Source organism: Microbacterium trichothecenolyticum, assembly GCF_000956465.1.
In the GTDB taxonomy this organism is placed as follows: Bacteria; Actinomycetota; Actinomycetes; order Actinomycetales; family Microbacteriaceae; genus Microbacterium; species Microbacterium trichothecenolyticum.
Genome location: NZ_JYJA01000040.1, coordinates 152,438 through 170,471, shown reverse-complemented (window position 1 = coordinate 170,471; position 18,034 = coordinate 152,438). Strand labels below are relative to the sequence as shown.

Annotated in this window: 15 protein-coding genes; 9 read left to right on the top strand and 6 right to left on the bottom strand. The window is 67.1% G+C overall.

Annotated features, from left to right (window positions below):
• Positions 1-20: 20 nt before the first annotated feature.
• Positions 21-1,175: a DNA polymerase III subunit beta gene (gene dnaN, locus RS82_RS17945; RefSeq protein ID WP_045301969.1), complete on the bottom strand. Its 1,155-nt coding sequence runs from the start codon at positions 1,173-1,175 to the stop codon at positions 21-23.
• A gap of 480 nt (positions 1,176-1,655) precedes the next feature.
• Entirely contained in the window at positions 1,656-3,107 is a 1,452-nt protein-coding gene (gene dnaA / locus RS82_RS17940) for a chromosomal replication initiator protein DnaA (protein WP_045301967.1), read from the bottom strand.
• A 309-nt stretch (positions 3,108-3,416) separates the two neighbouring features.
• Between dnaA and rpmH the strand changes: the two genes are divergently transcribed.
• The 8 genes from rpmH to RS82_RS17900 all read left to right on the top strand — a co-directional run bounded on the left by rpmH (position 3,417) and on the right by RS82_RS17900 (position 14,203).
• The gene (gene rpmH, locus RS82_RS17935) at positions 3,417-3,554 is read left to right on the top strand and encodes a 50S ribosomal protein L34 (protein WP_005054680.1); all 138 of its coding nucleotides are present in this window, start codon (positions 3,417-3,419) and stop codon (positions 3,552-3,554) included.
• 8 nt (positions 3,555-3,562) lie between these two features.
• Entirely contained in the window at positions 3,563-3,898 is a 336-nt protein-coding gene (gene rnpA / locus RS82_RS17930) for a ribonuclease P protein component (RefSeq protein WP_045301963.1), read from the top strand.
• The gene (yidD, locus tag RS82_RS17925) at positions 3,895-4,251 is read left to right on the top strand and encodes a membrane protein insertion efficiency factor YidD (RefSeq protein WP_045301961.1); all 357 of its coding nucleotides are present in this window, start codon (positions 3,895-3,897) and stop codon (positions 4,249-4,251) included. Before rnpA ends, yidD begins: the two co-directional genes overlap by 4 nt.
• Before the next feature lie 8 nt (positions 4,252-4,259).
• Positions 4,260-5,411 carry a membrane protein insertase YidC gene (gene yidC, locus RS82_RS17920; protein ID WP_045301959.1) on the top strand — a complete coding sequence of 384 codons (1,152 nt, stop codon included), beginning with the start codon at positions 4,260-4,262 and terminating at the stop codon, positions 5,409-5,411.
• Between the two features lie 35 nt (positions 5,412-5,446).
• On the top strand, positions 5,447-5,965 hold the full coding sequence (locus tag RS82_RS17915) for a Jag family protein (protein ID WP_045301957.1): 519 nt from the start codon (positions 5,447-5,449) through the stop codon (positions 5,963-5,965).
• 48 nt (positions 5,966-6,013) lie between these two features.
• Positions 6,014-6,637, top strand: a complete 624-nt coding sequence (gene rsmG, locus RS82_RS17910) for a 16S rRNA (guanine(527)-N(7))-methyltransferase RsmG (RefSeq protein WP_045301955.1) — start codon at positions 6,014-6,016, stop codon at positions 6,635-6,637.
• A gap of 5,653 nt (positions 6,638-12,290) precedes the next feature.
• The gene (locus RS82_RS17905) at positions 12,291-13,214 is read left to right on the top strand and encodes a ParA family protein (protein WP_052676938.1); all 924 of its coding nucleotides are present in this window, start codon (positions 12,291-12,293) and stop codon (positions 13,212-13,214) included.
• Entirely contained in the window at positions 13,214-14,203 is a 990-nt protein-coding gene (locus tag RS82_RS17900) for a ParB/RepB/Spo0J family partition protein (RefSeq protein WP_045301951.1), read from the top strand. Before RS82_RS17905 ends, RS82_RS17900 begins: the two co-directional genes overlap by 1 nt.
• On the opposite strand, the gene RS82_RS17895 is transcribed toward RS82_RS17900, so the two are convergent.
• A complete protein-coding gene (locus tag RS82_RS17895; RefSeq protein WP_045301950.1) occupies positions 14,198-15,463 on the bottom strand; it encodes an RNA polymerase sigma factor in 1,266 nt (421 codons plus the stop codon). The two genes, RS82_RS17900 and RS82_RS17895, sit on opposite strands and share 6 nt — an antisense overlap.
• A 56-nt stretch (positions 15,464-15,519) precedes the next feature.
• Here RS82_RS17895 and RS82_RS17890 point away from each other — a divergent pair, with 56 nt between their 5' ends.
• On the top strand, positions 15,520-15,867 hold the full coding sequence (locus RS82_RS17890; RefSeq protein WP_045301948.1) for a hypothetical protein: 348 nt from the start codon (positions 15,520-15,522) through the stop codon (positions 15,865-15,867).
• Between the two features lie 17 nt (positions 15,868-15,884).
• Here the strand turns inward: RS82_RS17890 and RS82_RS17885 are convergent, their stop codons facing one another.
• The 3 genes from RS82_RS17885 to trxB form a co-directional block, all read right to left on the bottom strand.
• Positions 15,885-16,301: a YciI family protein gene (locus RS82_RS17885; protein WP_045301946.1), complete on the bottom strand. Its 417-nt coding sequence runs from the start codon at positions 16,299-16,301 to the stop codon at positions 15,885-15,887.
• Positions 16,302-16,518: 217 nt separating this feature from the next.
• A complete protein-coding gene (gene trxA, locus RS82_RS17880) occupies positions 16,519-16,842 on the bottom strand; it encodes a thioredoxin (protein ID WP_045301944.1) in 324 nt (107 codons plus the stop codon).
• A 94-nt stretch (positions 16,843-16,936) separates the two neighbouring features.
• Positions 16,937-17,941 carry a thioredoxin-disulfide reductase gene (gene trxB, locus RS82_RS17875; protein ID WP_045301942.1) on the bottom strand — a complete coding sequence of 335 codons (1,005 nt, stop codon included), beginning with the start codon at positions 17,939-17,941 and terminating at the stop codon, positions 16,937-16,939.
• Positions 17,942-18,034: the final 93 nt, after the last annotated feature.

Here is an 18,034-nt window from a genome sequence, read left to right as displayed (position 1 = left end):
GGGCTCCGACGACGGACCGATCAGCGCAGGAGCAGGTTCGGCTGCAGCAGGTAGCGGAACGAGTCCGAGCCGGCGCGGTCGACCGAGGTCTGCGGCGTGATGAGCACGGGGCTCAGCTTGTTCGCGTTGTCGCTCGAGGTGAACGTGATGCGCACGAACTCGCTCTTCACGGCGCCGAGCGACTCGAGCAGGTACTGGGGGTTGAGACCCAGGGTGACTTCGTCGCCGCCGAGCAGCGTCGCGTCGACGGACTCGGTGGCGCGAGCCTGCTCGGTGCCCGAGGCATCCATCGACACGCTGTCGGCCGTGAAGGTGAAACGCAGCGGGGCCGAACGGTCGAGGACGAGCGACACACGGCGCACGGCCTCGGCGAGCTCGGCCGTGTTGACGACCGCGTGGTGCTCGGTCTGCTCGGGGAACAGGCGCCGAACCGGCGGGAAGTTTCCCTTGATGAGCAACGACGTGACGGTCTTGTTCCCGGCGGTGAAGGCGATGATCTCGCGGTCCCCCGAGCCGGAGAATGCGATCGAGATGTCGGCGCCGTGCGCGAACGTCTTGCCGACCTCTGTCAGGGTGCGTGCGGGGACGAGTGCGGTGGTCGACTCATCGCTCGCTGTGCTGCCGCCGTCCCAGGGGATCTCGCGGAGCGCGACGCGATAGCGGTCGGTGGCGACGAGGCTGAGGGTCGTGCCCGAGACCTCGAGCTGCACGCCGGTGAGCACCGGGGTGACGTCGTCGCGCGAGGCGGCGAATGCGACCTGTGCGATCGCCGTGGCGAAATCCTCGGAGGGGACGAGGCCGGAGTCGCCTGTCACCTCGGGGATCGCGGGGTACTCCTGCACCGGCATCGAGGCGAGGGTGAAGCGCGCGGAGCCGCAGGTGAGCAGGATCCCGCCGTCTTCGTCGACCTCGATCTGGATCGGCGCGTTCGGCAGACGGCTGGCGATGTCGGAGAGCAGCCGGCCGTGGACGAGGATCGTGCCCGGTTCGTCGACGGTGGCCTCGATAGTGGTGCGCGCGGACGCTTCGTAATCGAACGCGGCGAGCGAGAGGCCTTCGGCGGATGCCTCGATCAGCACGCCCGCGAGGATCGGCTGTGGGTTGCGCTGCGGCAGGAGTTTGACGACGAACGATACGGCTTCGCTGAACACATCGCGATTGACGTGGAACTTCACGAACGCTCCCTCTGCAGCGGGCCCTTCGACTGCGGGCTCGGGGTTCTCATGCTAGTGCCAGCCTCGGAGATTGCCAGTCCGCTTCTCGTCTCGGGGCTCGTCCACCGCAAAGGTGATCGGACGGGTTTCATCACAAAGATTTCTTGTCATGGTGTTAACGGCTGTGGAAACTGTGGACAACTGTCGCGTTGCCAGTCGAGAGACGGAAACCACACTCTTGTGAGTTGTGGAGATGCTCCGGAGAGCGATCGGAAAGACGAATGACAGAACCTGTGGATTCCGCAATCCATCCACAGGTCTCCCCCGCTCGTTCACAGCAGTTTCCGCAGCTTGGGAGAGTTATCCACAGGTTTTCCACACTGTGAAGAACCGGAATCTTGGCCCCTGCTGCCCACGCGTGTCAAGAACTTCTTGAGGCATATGCGGCGAGGGGCCAGCGCGCCGTGACGCACTGGCCCCTCGCCGGGTGTAGAGGACGGTTCAGCGACCGTTGCGGCCGAGCTGGGCGGTGATCTCGGTCACCTGGTTGTAGATGGAGCGACGCTCCTTCATGAGCTCGCTGATCTTCTTGTACGCGTACATCACGGTCGTGTGGTCGCGGTTGCCGAACAGCTGCCCGATCTTGGGCAGCGACAGGCTCGTGCGCTCGCGACACAGATACATCGCGATCTGACGCGCCGTGGCGACCGACTGCGACCGGCTCGAGCCGTAGAGGTCGTCCACGGTGAGCTTGAAGTAGGCCGCGGTCGCCGTGATGATGTCGGTCGGAGAGATGACGTTGGCGTCGTCCTGGTCGACGATGTCGCGCAGCACCGTCTGGGCGAGCGACATGTCCAGGGTCGAGCGGTTGAGACTCGCGAACGCCGAGACGCGGATGAGTGCGCCCTCGAGCTCGCGGATGTTGCTCGACACGACGGTCGCGATGTACTCCATGACCTCGTCGGGGATGTGGAGTCTCTCGGACTGCGCCTTCTTGCGGAGGATCGCGATACGCGTCTCCAGGTCGGGCGCCTGCACGTCGGTGATGAGGCCCCATTCGAACCGGCTGCGCATGCGGTCCTCGAAGCCGGTGAGGTGCTTCGGGGGCACGTCGCTCGTGATCACGACCTGCTTGTCGTGATCGTGCAGCTGATTGAACGTGTGGAAGAAGGCTTCCTGCGTCTCGGCGCGTCCCTGCAGGAACTGGATGTCGTCGATCAGGAGGATGTCGACATCGCGGTACCGCGCCTGGAACGCCGAGCCCCGGTTGTTGGCGATCGAGTTGATGAAGTCGTTGGTGAATTCCTCGCTCGACACGTAGCGCACGCGAATGCCGGCGTAGAGACTCAGCGCATAGTCGCCGATGGCATGGAGCAGGTGGGTCTTGCCCAGACCCGAGTCGCCGTAGATGAAGAGCGGGTTGTACGCCTTCGCCGGCGCCTCGGCCACCGCGACCGCCGCCGCATGGGCGAAGCGGTTGGACTGCCCGATGACGAAGTTGTCGAACGTGTACTTCGGGTTCAGTCGCGTATCGCTGCGCGAAACGGATGCTGCGTCCCCCGGCTCGTCGAGCGGCGGGCGTCCGACGGGGGGCCCGGACTGCAGGCCGACGGGCGGCGCGATCGGCGGCGCCGCGGACTGGACCGGGATGGGTGCCGTGAGGTGCGCATCCGCGAGATCCGGGTTCACGACGACACGGAAATTCGACGCGGGGTCCTGGACGTCCTGGCCGACGCGCGTGAGAGCCTCGAGGATCGGCGCGCGCATGCGCTTGGTGAACTGAGCCGCGGTCAGATCGTTGGGGACGTCGAGATAGAGCGTCCCGCCCATCACCCCCTGCGGAACTGCCAGGCTGATGAAGCCGTGCAGCTGCGGGGTGATGCGATCGTCTCGCACGAGTTCGTCCAGAACGGCCGTCCAGACCGGTACATCTGGAACTTCGTGCGGTGTCATGGCCCCCCCGGGTTGTCGATGATTCCACCGGAGGCCGCGGAAAAGTCGGTCCAGGCCTGTGGATAACTGCCGGAGCCACGCTAGTCAGGAGGCGTCGCGTGAGCAAACTCCACTGTAGAACCGGCCTGCGTGTCGGTGCCAGGGTGGATCGCCTCGCCGGTGCATAATGACACGTTCTGCGCTCGGTTTGAGTTCTCGGGCAAGTCGACGTAGCCTTAATCGGTTGACTTATGCCCTCGCGGCAGTCGCCCCTGTACACACGTCCCCGGTCTCGAGCGTCCCGGTGACACCTGATCGGAAGTAGTCCCCATGAGCAAGCGCACCTTCCAGCCCAACAACCGCCGCCGCGCCAAGAAGCACGGCTTCCGCGCCCGCATGCGCACGCGCGCCGGCCGTTCGATCCTGTCGGCTCGCCGCGCCAAGGGGCGCACCGAGCTCTCGGCCTGAGCCGAGCGGTGCTCGCGAGGCCGCACCGACTCACCCGCGGATCGGAGTACAAGGCCGTTGTCCGTCGGGGCCGTCGGTGTGCCGGAGCGCACACCATCACCTACGTGAACCGCGCCGTGACCGATGGTCCGGCGCGGTTCGGCTTCATCGTGAGCAAGCAGGTGGGCGGCGCGGTCGTGCGCAACACCGTCCGTCGCCGGCTGAAGGCGCTGTGCTTCGAGTCCATCGACTCGGTCGCGCCCGGCAGCGAGGTCGTGATCCGCGCACTGCCCAGTGCGGCATCCGCATCCTTCGATGATCTGCGCAGCGACGTCGTGAAGTGCCTCGCACGGAGGGCCGCATGAGCGTTCTTCCCGCCTACGCGTTCGGAGACGCCGAGTTCGCGGCATCCGATTCTCTGCGCAGCATCCCTCTGCTCCCCCGCAATGCGCTGCTCGCGCTGCTGCACGGCTACCGTGCCACGATCTCGCACACCTACGGCGACGTCTGCAAGTACTACCCGTCGTGCTCGGCGTACGCCGTCGGAGCGGTGCAGCAGCACGGCGCCGTCGTGGGATCGGCGCTGACCGCGGCGCGCATCGCACGCTGTCACCCTTGGGCGGTCGGCGGCGTCGATGACGTGCCGCCCCGCAAGAACTTCCGGCACGCGCTTACCCGCCACGGGTTCGTCGTGCCTGCCCCCACCGGAAAGGACTGATCCTCCACATGGATCTCTTGTCAGCCCTCGCCTCGACGCCGTCGCCTTCCGCTCCAGCGACGAACGGCGGATTCGATCTCTTCGGGATCATCCTGTGGCCGCTCAAGTGGGCCGTCGAGGCGGTGCTCGTCTTCTGGCACTGGCTCTTCACCGCGATCGGGCTCCCGCCGGCAGACGGCATCACGTGGGTGCTGGCGATCGTCGGTCTCGTGATCGTCGTGCGTTCCGCGATGATCCCTCTCTTCGTTCGGCAGATCAAGAGCCAGCGCAAGATGATGGAAATCGCTCCTGAACTGCGGAAAGTCCAGGAGAAGTACAAGGGCAAGAAGGACCAGCTGTCTCGTGAGGCCATGAGCCGCGAGACGATGGCGCTTTACAAGAAGCACGGCACGACACCGGTCTCGAGCTGCCTCCCGCTGCTCGTGCAGATGCCCGTGTTCTTCGCGCTGTTCAGTGTGCTCAACGACGTCACCAAGCACTACGCCGCCGGCACCGGTGGTGTGGGTCTGCTCAGCGCCGAGCTCACGGCGGAGTTCTACAACGCCAAGCTCTTCGGCGTCGCGTCGCTGCACGAGACGCTGATCCAGGCATGGCAGGCCGGCAACACCCCGGCGATCATCATCCTGGTCACGCTCGTCGTGCTCATGATCGCGTCGCAGTTCTTCACGCAGCTGCAGATCATCTCGAAGAACCTCTCCCCCGAGGCCAAGACCGGCCAGGCCTACCAGATGCAGCGGATCATGCTGTACATCCTGCCGCTGGGCTTCATCTTCTCGGGTATCTTCTTCCCGCTCGGCGTCGTCATCTACTGGTTCGTGTCGAACCTGTGGACGATGGGCCAGCAGTTCCTCGTCATCCGCGAGATGCCGACCCCCGGCTCCGACGCGGCCAAGGCCCGCGAGGAGCGCCTCGCGAAGAAGGGCAAGGCGATCGACGCGTCGGGCAAGGTCGTCCCGATGGAGAAGTACGTCGCCGAGCAGCAGCGCCTGTACGAAGAGGCCGAACGGGCGAAGGCCGCGGCGCCGAAGCGGCAGCAGCCTGTGAGCAAGCAGCGCGCGAAGAAGCAGGGGCAGAAGCAGCCCGGGACCGGCCAGAAGCAGGGCGGCCAGGTCCCCGGTGGGACCGATCCGGGCAAGCCCGGCACCGGCTCCGCTTCCTGAAGTACCCGACCGACGTCACACCCGAGGATCACGCCATGACCACGTCCCCTGAGTACGCCCCTGTCGACACGCGAGAAGAGCGGATCCCCGCGACCGTCGCCCAGCTCGAGGAGGAAGGCGACGTCGCCGCGGACTTCATCGAGGGTCTGCTCGACATCGCGGATATCGACGGCGATCTCGATCTCGATGTGCGCGCAGGCCGCGCCTACGTGTCGGTTGAAGCGCCGTCTGGCGGATCGGTCGATCTGATCGCAGCGCCTGACACCGTTCAGGCGCTCCAGGAGCTGACGCGCATCGCGGTGCAGAATCGCACGGGTCGCTTCTCGCGCCTGATCCTCGACATCGGCGGCTCGCGCGACGCGCGGCAGAACGAGTTGACCGCTCTCGTCGACCGCGCGATCGCCCGGCTGGACGACGGCGCCTCGCAGGCGTCACTGCCGGCCATGTCGAGCTACGAGCGCAAGGTCGTCCACGATATCGTCGCCGAGCGTGGCTTCGTGTCCGAGTCGTACGGCGAGGGCGCCGACCGCCACACCGTGATCCGTCGCGGCTGAGCCGCGCGTTTCACGTGAAACACTCGTACTGAGCTTGTCGAAGTTTCGATGATCGAGATCGAGCAGGAACCTGAGGCCGCCGCCGAGATCTTCGGCGACCGGATCGACGTGGCGCGGAAGTTCGCCGAAGCGCTGGGACAGCACGGCGAAGAGCGCGGGCTGATCGGCCCGCTCGAACCGCCGCGCCTCTGGTCGCGCCACATCCTCAACAGCGCGATCATCGCTCCCCTGTTCTCGGGCCGCGTCGGGGATGTGGGATCAGGCGCCGGCCTTCCCGGCCTCGTACTCGCCATCGCTCGTCCCGACGTCGAGTGGGTTCTCATCGAGCCGATGGAGCGCCGGGTCGCGTGGCTGTCGGAACAGGCCGGGGCGCTTCAACTCGACAACGTCGAGGTGCTGCGCGCACGCGCCGAGGATTGGAAACGCGGTCCTTCATTGGACGCCGTCACCGCCCGCGCCGTGAGCGCTCTGCGCACCCTGGTGCCGATCACCGCTCCCCTGGTCCGAGACGGCGGTGAGCTCATCCTCCTCAAAGGGACGAGCGCCGCGAACGAGATCGAGGCTGCCGAGAAGCAGCTCCGCAAGTTCAAGGTGACGAACCCCCGTGTCGAGGTCGTCGGCGAGGGCGTGCTCTCCGAACCGTCGCGGGTGATCCGAGCCACCGTACGCTGATGGCTGGTCTCCGATAACTTGAGTGTCGGCCGCGTTCGGGAGGATTGACCGAACGGACCCAGGCCTCCGCTGCCTCGACACCGACCCTACGGCGTCCTCGTCGTGTGGTGCTCGCAGAGCCGGCGCTCGATGGGCTCGTCGGGCACACTTCGCACCGATGGGCCGTGGGCGGCGTGATGGTGGACTCGCGATTCGTCGGGCGGGACCGGTTCTGACCGACGAATCGGGCATGTTTCACGTGAAACGGTTTCGTAGGCTGGGCCTGACTGGCGGCTCGTCTTGGCGCGACGACGGCCCGGCACTCGACGAGACATTGAGCCTCAGTTCTGCTGGTCGAGGCGGAGTTCGCAGGGATGCGCGCCGTGGTGCGATGACCGACGGAGCACGGCTGAGGCGGTCTGGCGTGGCAGGTGAAGAGTTGTGTTCGCCTCGAGGATGTGTGGCACCGCGTGAACGCGTGGCGTCCGCGCTAGTCGCTGGCCCGCTGCTGCTCTGCCGAGATTGCTCGTCGGCCGGCCGTGGTCGCCTGGCGGCGGCGCACGTCTCGCGTTCACGGTCGCTCGTGCACGGACCGCCGCTGTGCCCGCGAAGCGCACGCAGACGTGCGTCCAATGCGCACTCGAACGGCGGAGGTCTGGTCCGACGCCGCGCCAGTGCGCCTCCGACCATGGAATTCCGATCAATGGCGCGCTTCATGTCGGTTACCGGCGTGATCCGCTGCCAGCCCTTCGATATCGGGTGGGAGCGCCTCCCTGACGGTCAATCCGGGCGGATGAGATGGGCGTGCCCACGTCGTCCTAGGCGGATCATCGCGAGAGCGCGCGGTCTGCTGTCGTCGTGGAGGTGCTGACACCCGGGGGCTCACACCGAAGGGAGTGACGCTCCGGTCGGAGGTGACACATGTGAGTCGAGACACATGTCACACGAGCCGGGCTCGTGGCGGGAGTGCGGGCTGGGCGGTGTGCGGTGGGCGGGGCGCGGCATCGTACCCAGGTCTGTGCTCGCGACCCACCGGGTGTCGGGATCATCCACGTCGGCCCGGGGTTGCGGACGGACGCGCGGCCAGCCGTGTCGCGACGGTCGATCGCGCCAGCAGCAACGGGACGGACGCCTCGCGGGCCGATCCTCCGGCGTTCATGCGTCCATCGGCCTCACGCTTGTCCTGCCTGACGATGTCATGGCCCTGTACGAGCAGGCGTCGGCGGCGGATCGATGGAGGATGACGGGCGTGGAGCCCGTGGGGTCTCGCGGGTGCCTGTGTGGCGCGAGCAAGCGTTTCACGTGAAACGGTGCGCGCCGATGGGGACAGATCGCACCGGCGTCGGGCGCGCGTGGGAAACGCGGCAGCCTCGCGCGTGCACCGGCAAGCGGACGGTCACATCAGCGCGTCCCGTTCGTTGATCAGTTGACCTGTGGGCAGCTCGAATCCGATGAGGTTGTGTCCGTCTGCCGGCGCCCGTGTTCCGAATGGCCGCCGCGGCATCGGCGAAGCCGTCGGACCCACCCATGACGAAGGTGATCGGTGTGCGATCTCTGGTTCGGTCGTGCAACGCCGCGGCAGACACGATGTTGCGTCCGCAGCCGGTCTTCATGCGGTGAGCCTTGAACCCGACTTACGGATGGCATTCTGGCTTGGTGTGACGTTCCTGGGCTCCAGCACTGCAATTCTGAGATTTGACCACAAGATGGCAGGCAACCCTGCACGCTACGCGCCAGTTCCATCGTCCTCTGCGGCGGCGGACCGGTGCCGTATGTCGGTGCTCGGACCGTCCATTGCGCGTGGCGGATATCGCGGCCTGCGTCTTCACTGGAGCGGCGGGAATGGCTGAGTCGTCGCTTCCGTGCAAGCCGGATACTGGCCGGACATGAGCGCGTCAGTCCGCCGGAGCCCCTCCCCTTGGTCAATTGTCAGGACGCAGTCGCTGCATACGGGCGCGACGGTAGAGCTCCAACGCGCCGCGCAACCTCCGGACCAGTTGACACGTCGGCCGAACTCAAGTTCGTCATGCTCCCCTGTCACCTCGACACTTGGAGTCAACCCGATCCGAGCAACCAGTCATTCACTGCACTGTCGCTGCGGTGTGTGCGGATCTTGGCTGCGAGGAGCATGGACTGCTCTCGTCTTCCGACGCCACCCTCTGAACTCGATCGACCTCACCGGCGCGGCGTCATCGATCACGTTTCACGTGAAACATGCGGCGGCGAGGAACAGACCAGAGGCGCGTTGCCGGACGTGGCGGGGACTCCTAAGCGAGATCGCATCTGAGCTGTGTCTCACGTGTGAAGGCAGAGGAATGAGATCTCCGTGACCCGCGTCGTCGAACCCCGGGGTTCGATGATCCCGCTTGCGGACCTGACGACAGGGGGTGCCAATCAGCGCTCACTGCTGTCGGGCAGCGTTTGCCGTCCCGCCGCTGTATCGATGCGTCGATACCCTTCGGCCCTCAGCGGGCGTATTCTCCGCGCTGGACAGGCTGGTGGTGCTCGCCGATCGTTTCACGTGAAACATCGACGATTCGCGCGTGAATTGGTGAGCCGGATGGGAACAGGCGTTTGGCGGCACGAGGAATCGTCTGCCGGATTCGGGATCGACGCTTGCGTACCCGCAGTGAGAGAGGGCGGATGGCGACGGCCGTGGGCCGGCGTCCCGAAAGCTGGGACATGGCTCTCTGGCGGCGGACTGTCTCTTGCGAAAGCCGACTTGGGCACGATGCACGGCCTACGCGGCTCCGACGGCGTCGCAGGCAAGCCGGTCTAGCCCCAACCCAGCCCGGAGATCCGGTGGGTTGATGAAGATGCTCTGCACACCCCGTTGACGTTCACGAATCTACGCGGCGGTTACGGTTCGGGCGGAGTACTTAGTAGTCGCAGAGCTGACCACGGGGGCTAGGGAGCGAAGATCGCTGGATGCCCGCCCCCTCTCCCCCGACGGTTGGTTGCAGCTCCCCGAACTTCGAGAAGGGGCACGCCCATTGCGCTGATGATGGTTGTCACGGGCCGGATGGCCGGGCTCGAGCGTCGCTGCACAGATTTGTCGTGTTCGCATGCCGTAGGTGCCGGGAGGCGACCGTGCTGTGGGTGCGGGGCGTGGGAACCATCGCCGTAACCGTGATCTGCGCCCAATCGGGTGCGGCAGGTTCGTGTATTCCGATGAGGACCCAGGTTGCTCATGTGCTGGCGGCGAGGTCGAGGAACACTCCGCCCGGGGAGGCTATGACGCGCCGCGCGCCGTGCCGGACAGACCGCGCTCGTGCGGCACAGATCGGGAGGGGACTAGCGGTGATGGAGGTGCGTGCTGCGTGGTACGAGCCTCTCCACTCCGCGGCGAGCTGGCCCGAGCCGCGACGTCCGCCGGGGGCTGCCGGGCGATCGTGCGACCCTCGTCCGCTCAAGGTGTCGTGTCATTTGGCGGGCGTGCGACCAGACCGGGGCAGCGTCTTCTTGAGCAGCTCACGCTGGGTGGGCTGCGCACGACGGTGGAGCTGCGCGGAATCGCTCCGTGTGTGGTGTTCGGCGACGCCGACGCCCACGAGATGTCAAAGAGTGCCATCGCGACGAAGTCCCGGAAAGCCCACAGGCCTCTGTCGTCAATTGGCAGGGGTTGGGTGTCTCGCAGGGCCGCATCCTGATTTCCGAGTGTACGGTTCTGCCACCCCGCGGACGAGGTGTTCACCGCCAGTGTCGCAGCCGCGCACGACCGCGCCGCATGTTCCGTTTCACGTGAAACGGGGGGCGGAGAGGGTCGTCGACGACGCGGCGCTTCACGGATCCGTGACATTCGTGCGGGCGTCATCGTGTCGAAGCGTGCGGCACCAACCGGCGCACACACGAGGTGAACCGCGTCACGGACCACCGTCTCACGGACTTGTCTCACTGGGTGGCCGCTCTTGCCGCGGCGCCCGGCCCGTTCACGCCGACGATGGGAGCAGCGAGCAGCTGCCTTGAGCGGAAGCCTCCTTGGTGGGAGGCGACCATCGAGGGCGATGTCGATCGCGGCCCCTCACCCCTCGAATGGTTTCACGTGAAACATGCGCGAGTCTCCGTCTGGCCGTCACACTTGATGGACGGGGTCCGTGACGTTCAATACTGCCCGCCAGCAGCGGTTCGCCCGGAAACAATGTCAGAGGGGATCGACCCCTTCGCGATCCCCGGCCCATGCCCGCCATGGCGTCATCGCGACCAGCACGGCCGTCGGTGAGTCTCCGAGTGGACGCGATTCCCGGGCCGGCCCCGGAGGGATCCGATCCGCACGCGTGGCAGCGGGGTTGGATCTCGACCGGCGTGATCGCCGACGCCGACGCCGCGCTCGATGGTCAGAGAGCGCCGCGTGCTCGACACTGCGACGCCGCCGTCGAGCCGCGCTGGGGCGGGCATCCGGGGCGATGGGCCGGGCGTCAGGCGCGACCGTCTTGCTCGAGGGCCCGCAATGAGGGGTGATCAGCGCCGGTGAACCGGAAGCTCGCGGCAGTGTTCCGGGGTCGCGAAGGTAATCGATGTCAACAGACAAGGGACCGGAGCGAGGACGGCTGCTCCGCGGGGCTTGGGGCCCTCCTCGTAGAGGCATCAGGTCAGCGCCGTCTGGCTAGGGTGAATGAGTGCCTCCGACGATGGTGGTAGGAGCCGGGCTCGAGGCGAGGTTGCGCGTGTGCCTGAAGATCGTGACGCCTTCCTGCGGTGGAGAGTCCTGAACTGCTCGGCTCGGGGACGGCGTCGCGGCAAGTTTCACGTGAAGCACTCCCTCCACCGGAGGGCCGACCGACCTCAACTGGAACTCGGCCGACCACCGCGGGGGCGCGCAGTGGATGGTTCTCTGGACCTGGCGGCCCGCGGTCGAGCCGAGGTAACGCGTCTCGACGCCGGGGTGCGGACGCGGGTACCCAACAATCACACCGGGTCGCAACAAGGTTGCCCTGTTTCACGTGAAACATGGGGACTTTTGGGACCCAGCTGCGCACGGTTCGGTTCACGCATCCCTCGCGAGCGTCGCGCGGAACAACCCACCTGCTCGGCGCAATCTTACCCGTCAACGCGACGATGCGCGGGCTGGGTGGCCGGCCGCTCGGGCGCGGGGCGACCGCGCGCGGACGGGGCGGTCGGCTCCGGCTCAGATGAGGGATTTCTCAGTCGTGTTCGAGCGGCGGGTTGGCGTGCTCCAACCTACTTCGCGGGGTTGACTAGGGAGAGTGGGTCATCCACGTGGAACGGTAAGGAACGCATGAATAAGTGGCTCCGGCGGCTGGGGATGGGGGGAAGGCGGGATAGGGTGGAAGACGATGTTGAGCGGCTCGGGCACGGGGGAGAGTTTCACGTGAAACAACCCGACGAGAGTGACGCTCAGGCATCCTTCTCGTCCGATGAGCCGTCGACCGCCTGGGCACCGCAGTCTGCAGAGCAGGATGCTGCGTCGATTCCGGAGGCCGTCGCCATCGAGACCCACTCCCTCAGCGAAAGCACCGTACCCGACGCGGCGGCCGCTCTCGAAGAAGAAGTTGTACCCCATGACGCCGTTCCCGACGAGGTCGCCTCGCAGGAGGACGCGGTTGAGCGCACAGACTCCGACGAAGATGTCGCACCTGCTGAGTACGCTGACTCCGCGCCCGAAGTCGTCCCATCCCCCGAGGGCTCCACCGTCACGCAGGAAGAGGAATCCCCCATCGCGCAGCAAGACGGCGCCGCACTCGCGCAGGAAGAAGACGACTCCCCCATCGCGCGGGAGCTCGCAGACCTCACCGCACGTCGCAAGGCGCTCGAAGAAGCCAACGTCCAGCTCACCGGTCGCACTCGAGTCCTCACCGTCTCGAACCAGAAGGGCGGCGTCGGCAAGACGACGACCACCGTCAACCTGGCCGCCGCAATGGCCGAGCGTGGCGCGAAGGTGCTTGTGATCGACCTCGACCCGCAGGGCAACGCGTCGACGGCGCTGGGAGTGCCGCACACCGCTGATACGCCGAGCGTCTACGATGTGCTCATCGACGAGTTCCCGCTGGCCGACATCATCCAGGTGAGCCCCGAGTCGCCCAACCTGCTCTGTGCGCCGAGCACCATCCACCTCGCCGGTGCTGAGATCGAACTCGTGTCGCAGGTCGCACGCGAGCATCGACTGCGCGTCGCCGTCGATGACTATCTCGCGAACAACCCGGGCGAGCTCGACTTCATCCTCATCGACTGCCCGCCCTCGCTCGGACTCCTCACGATCAACGCGTTCACTGCGGCGAGTGAGCTCCTCATCCCCATCCAGTGCGAGTACTACGCACTCGAGGGACTGAGCCAGCTGCTCGGCACGGTGCGGATGATCCAGAAGCACCTCAACCCCCGCCTGGAACTGTCGACCATCATGCTGACGATGTACGACGGGCGCACGAGGCTCGCACAGCAGGTCGCCGACGAGGTGCGCGCCCACTTCCCCGCCGAAGTGCTCGACACCATCATCCCGCGTTCGGTGCGCGTCTCGGAGGCACCGAGTTTCGGGCAGTCGGTTCTCGCTTACGATGGACAGTCGGCCGGCGCCATCGCGTATCGCGAGGCGGCCGTCGAGATGATCCGGCGCGACAGCGCCTCGAACGAAAGGGGCGCCTGATGGCAGCGAAGCGCACAGGACTCGGCCGCGGAATCGGCGCACTGATCCCGACCAGTGAGCAGGCCGACGAGCGTCCCGCAGATGTCTTCTTCCCCCGGGCCGTCGCCGTGGCCGAAGCGGAGCCGGCCGCCGAGGCCGCTGAGTCCGACGGGCAGGAGGATCTCGTCGAGGTGCCCGGCGCCCGACTGGCGCACATCGACCCGCACGACATCGTGCCCAACCCGCGCCAGCCGCGCACGAACTTCGACCCCGAGCACTTCGCGGAGCTTGTGCACAGCGTGCGAGAGTTCGGCGTGCTGCAGCCCGTGGTCGTCCGGCTCAACGAGAAGGGCGAATACGAGCTCATCATGGGTGAGCGCCGTACACGCGCCGCGCGTGAGGCCGGACTCACCTCGATCCCCGCGATCGTGCGCGACACCGCTGACGAGCACCTGCTGCGCGACGCGCTGCTGGAGAACCTGCACCGTTCTGAGCTGAACGCCCTCGAGGAGGCTTCGGCGTACCAGCAGCTGCTGGAGGACTTCGGCATCACGCAGGAAGAGCTCGCCACCCGCATCGGCCGCTCGCGTCCGCAGATCAGCAACACGATCCGCCTCCTCAAGCTCCCGATGCCGGTGCAGCAGCGAGTCGCCGCGGGAGTGCTCACCGCCGGGCACGCCCGCGCGATCCTGTCTCTGGAAGACCCGACGGCGATGCAGCGATTCGCCGACAAGATCGTCAACGAGGATCTCTCGGTGCGTGCCGCGGAGGCTGCGGCGAAGCTTCCGGATGCCTCCCCCACCCGTTCCGTCAAGCCACAGGCCGGCTCGCGCCGCGCCCACCTGGATGAGGTCGCTGGACGACTGGGCGATCGGCTCAACACTCGGGTGAAGATCGCACTGACGGCACGAAAAGGCCAGATCAGCATCGACTTCGCTACGATTCAGGATCTCAACCGCATCCTCGCTGAGCTCGGTGAGACGGAGTACGGGGCCCTCGAGGCCTCATAGGCGTCCGAGCGCCTCCGCCCGCCGACGCAGCGCTTCGCCCTCCGCGGCATTGCCTGGCAGCTCTGCCGCTGCGAGGAACGCCGCGGCTGCGGCATCCGTTCGGCCGAGCCGCTCCAGAAGCTCCGCGCGTACGGCGGGGAGAGGGCGGAACCCGGACAGCTCCGGCTCGAGCGCGTCCACCACGGCGAGGGCGGGCTCGGGGCCGCGTGCCATGGAGAGCGCGACGGCGCGGTTGAGGCGGACGACAGCCGACGGCGCGAGCGACTCCAGCGCGTCGTACAACCGGAGGATCTGCTCCCAGTCCGTCTCGGCGAACGACGGAGCGACCGCGTGGCACTGCGCGATGGCGGCTTGCAGGCCGTAGTAGCCGAGTCCTCGGGTGGAGGCATCCGCTCGCTCCATCGCTTCGAGACCGCGGGCGATCGCGGAACGGTCCCATCGGCGGCGGTCCTGGTCTCCCAGGGTCACCGGGAGGCCGTCGGCGTCGATGCGCGCGGCGAAGCGCGACGACTGGAACTCCATGAGCGCGATGAGCGACCAGATCTCGGGCTCGCGCGGCATGAGGGCGGCGAGCTGCCGACCCAGGCGGACCGCCTCACGCGCGACATCGGGACGTATGGGCCCCTCCCCCTCGGCCGCCGAGTACCCCTCGGTGAAGAGGAGATAGATCACCTGGAGGACGCTCGCAAGCCGCGCCGGGCGTTCCGCACGGTCGGGCACCTCGAACGGCACGCTCTCCACGGCGAGAGTCCGCTTGGCTCGGACGATGCGCTGCTGCACGGTCGGCACGGTCATCAGCAGCGCCCGGGCGATCTGGTCGGTGGTGAGACCGGCCACCGCGCGCAGGGTCAGAGCGAGCCGCGCCTGTGCCGGGAGCACGGGATGGCACGCGACGAAGACGAGACGCAGCACATCGTCGTCGATGCGGTCGGGGTCGGCGTCGTCAGGCACCGAGTCGATCGCCTCGGCCACGAGAGCCTCTGACACGAACAGGGGCTCCCGCTGCGACATCCGCTCGCGTCGGCGCCACCCGTCGATCGCGCGCCGCTTGGCGACCGACATGAGCCAGGCTCCTGGATTGTCGGGGATGCCGCTGCCCGGCCACGCGGCGAGGGCTTCGACAAGCGCCTCCTGAGCGAGATCCTCGGCCCATGCGAAGTCGCCGGTGTGCCGAGTCAGCGCCGAGACGATGCGAGCGGACTCGTCGCGCCACACGGCTTCGACCGCGCGGCGCGCGTGGGCATCGTCGTCGGGGCTCATGCTGCCAGCGTAGGCGCGTGGCCCACGGTGTCGGGATCGGCACGTACCCTGGATTGATGGCGAACGAGGACCAGACCCCGCGGCGACGTGCGAGCCTCGAGGTGCTCCGCGCCGAAGCCGCCGACGAACTCTCGGTGCTGGTGCACGAGCGCCTCCGTGCCGGCGAGGACCCGTGGGAGTTCATGGACGATCTGCCGTCCGTCGACGAACTCGTCGTCTATCTGCTTCGCGCCGAGAACATCGCGGCCGACGGCGGGTCGCGGCCGAATGCCAGCCGTCACTACCGCGTGCTGAGGCAGATCGCGATCGACTATCCCCCGCTCACCCGCGCCGTGTGGTCGTTGCTGGGTGATGCGAACACGCACCGCCGGTGGGACCCGACGGTGCGTGCCGAAGCGGGCTGAAGCCCGCACCTCACGAGTCACGAGTTGGCGGCGCGCCACTCCTTCTCCTTGGCGATCCACTCGTCGTTCTGGTCGAAGTCGCTGAGCTCGTTGACGCGACGCACCTCCAGCGCGGTGCCGGGGCCCAGCGGGCACTTGCGCGCCCAGTGCTCGGCCTCCTCACGGGATGCGACCTCGAGGATCCAGTAGCCGGTGAAGACCTCTCGAGCTTCGGCGAACGGTCCGTCGGTGACGGCGGGCGGGACGGAGTCGAAGTCGACACGGAAGCCCTCCGAGGCGTCCGACAGACCCTCCGCGCTCAGGAACACACCGGCCTTCTGCAGCTCCTCGTTGTACGCGCCCATGGCAGCGTATGCCTCCGCCATGTCGAAGGTCTCGGGGTCGAACGCCGCAGCAGCCTCGGCTCCGACCTGCATGATGAGCATGTAACGCATGGGAATCCCTTTCGTCGGGGCGATGACGGCCCGGTTGGGGGCCCTGTTCGGCCCCTTCACCATGTGCGTCGAACCAGCCTCGCGCAGATCGACAGCGCGCGGGAAGATTCTCGAGAGAATCCCGGATGCCGGAATCGGCATACAGTGGAAATACCCGGTAGAACGGCGAAAACCCCGCCGAACGGATCGGCGGGGTCTTCGGGAAGCGCGAGCGGACTCAGCCGATGTAGGCCGCGAGGTCCTGCTCGAGCGCGAACTTCGGCTTGGCGCCGATGATGGTCGTCTCGACTGCGCCCTTGTTGAACACCTTCATCGCAGGGATCGAGGTGATCTGGTACTTCATCGCGAGGTCGGGGTTCTCGTCCACATTGAGCTTGAGGATCGTGATCTTGTCGGGGTGCTCCGACTGGATCTGGTCGAGGACGGGCGAGACCATGCGACACGGGCCGCACCACTCCGCCCAGAAGTCCACGAGCACCGGACCCTCGGCCTGGAGCACGTCCTGCTCGAACGTGGCGGAAGTCGTCGCCTTGGCGGTCATCTGTGTTTCTCCTTCTCTGAGAAGTCTGTCCACGCTCATTCAACGCGAGATGGGCGCGAAGTGTTCCCGGGCTTGTGCAGCACCCGGTGGGACGCTAGGCGGCGTCGACCTTGGCGACCGGCTCGGCGCCTGGGAGGCCGTCGATCTCGGCGGCGTCGGGGGCGGGTGCGCCGGCTTCGCCGAGTGCGGCGAGGAAGTGCTCGACGTCGAGGGCGGCGACGGTGCCGCTGCCCGCGGCGGTGACCGCCTGACGGTAGGTCGGGTCGATCACGTCACCGGCGGCGAACACCCCCGGCACCGAGGTGCGCGACGAACGGCCGTCGACCCACACGGTGCCCTCGGCGGTGAGGTCGAGCTTGTCGTGCACCAGGTGCGTGCGCGGGTCGTTGCCGATCGCGACGAACACGCCGTCCAGCGCCAGGTCGCGGCGCGAGCCGTCGACGGTGTCCTCGAGCACGACGCCGGTGACGGCCTCGTCGCCGAGGATGTCGACGACCTCGCTGTTCCAGACGAACTCGATCTTGTCGTTCTTGAACGCGCGCTCCTGCATGATCTTGGAGGCGCGCAGCTCGTCGCGGCGGTGGATGATGTACACCTTCGAGGCGAACTTGGTAAGGAAGGTGGCCTCCTCCATCGCGGAGTCCCCGCCGCCGACGACGGCGATCACCCGCTCGCGGAAGAAGAACCCGTCGCAGGTCGCGCAGTACGACACGCCACGGCCCGACAGGCGGGCTTCGCCCTCGATGCCGATCTTGCGGGGCGCCGAGCCGGTGGCGAACACCAGCGCGTCGGCCTCGTGCGAGGCGCCGCTGCCGAGGGTGACCTTCTTGACCGGGCCGTCGATGTCGAGCGAGACGACGTCGTCGTACAGCACCTCGGCGCCGAACCGCTCGGCCTGCTCCTGCATCTTCGCCATCAGGTCGGGACCCATGATCGCCTCGGGGAATCCGGGGAAGTTCTCGACCTCGGTGGTGTTCATCAGCTCGCCGCCGGCCTCGACCGAGCTCGCCACGACGAGCGGGCTCAGGTTGGCCCGGGCGGCGTAGATGGCCGCCGTGTAACCCGCGGGACCCGAACCGATGATGATGACCTGACGCACGTGCGCACCTTTCCTCGTGAAGCCTCGCGGAACGTCTCATGACACGCGCGATGGCTCCGGATGCCTCAACACATGGTAACCGCGTGGCATTCC

Excerpts from the sequence above, each read along its gene's own strand:
- trxA (WP_045301944.1), bottom strand. The coding sequence starts at position 16,842 with ATGACCGCCAAGGCGACGACTTCCGCCACGTTCGAGCAGGACGTGCTC.
- RS82_RS17895 (WP_045301950.1), bottom strand. The coding sequence starts at position 15,463 with ATGAGCCCCGACGACGATGCCCACGCGCGCCGCGCGGTCGAAGCCGTG.
- dnaA (WP_045301967.1), bottom strand. The coding sequence starts at position 3,107 with ATGACACCGCACGAAGTTCCAGATGTACCGGTCTGGACGGCCGTTCTG.
- RS82_RS17900 (WP_045301951.1), top strand. The coding sequence starts at position 13,214 with ATGGCAGCGAAGCGCACAGGACTCGGCCGCGGAATCGGCGCACTGATC.
- RS82_RS17915 (WP_045301957.1), top strand. The coding sequence starts at position 5,447 with ATGACCACGTCCCCTGAGTACGCCCCTGTCGACACGCGAGAAGAGCGG.
- yidC (WP_045301959.1), top strand. The coding sequence starts at position 4,260 with ATGGATCTCTTGTCAGCCCTCGCCTCGACGCCGTCGCCTTCCGCTCCA.
- rsmG (WP_045301955.1), top strand. The coding sequence starts at position 6,014 with ATGATCGAGATCGAGCAGGAACCTGAGGCCGCCGCCGAGATCTTCGGC.
- yidD (WP_045301961.1), top strand. The coding sequence starts at position 3,895 with ATGAGCGTTCTTCCCGCCTACGCGTTCGGAGACGCCGAGTTCGCGGCA.
- RS82_RS17885 (WP_045301946.1), bottom strand. The coding sequence starts at position 16,301 with ATGCGTTACATGCTCATCATGCAGGTCGGAGCCGAGGCTGCTGCGGCG.
- rpmH (WP_005054680.1), top strand. The coding sequence starts at position 3,417 with ATGAGCAAGCGCACCTTCCAGCCCAACAACCGCCGCCGCGCCAAGAAG.
- RS82_RS17890 (WP_045301948.1), top strand. The coding sequence starts at position 15,520 with ATGGCGAACGAGGACCAGACCCCGCGGCGACGTGCGAGCCTCGAGGTG.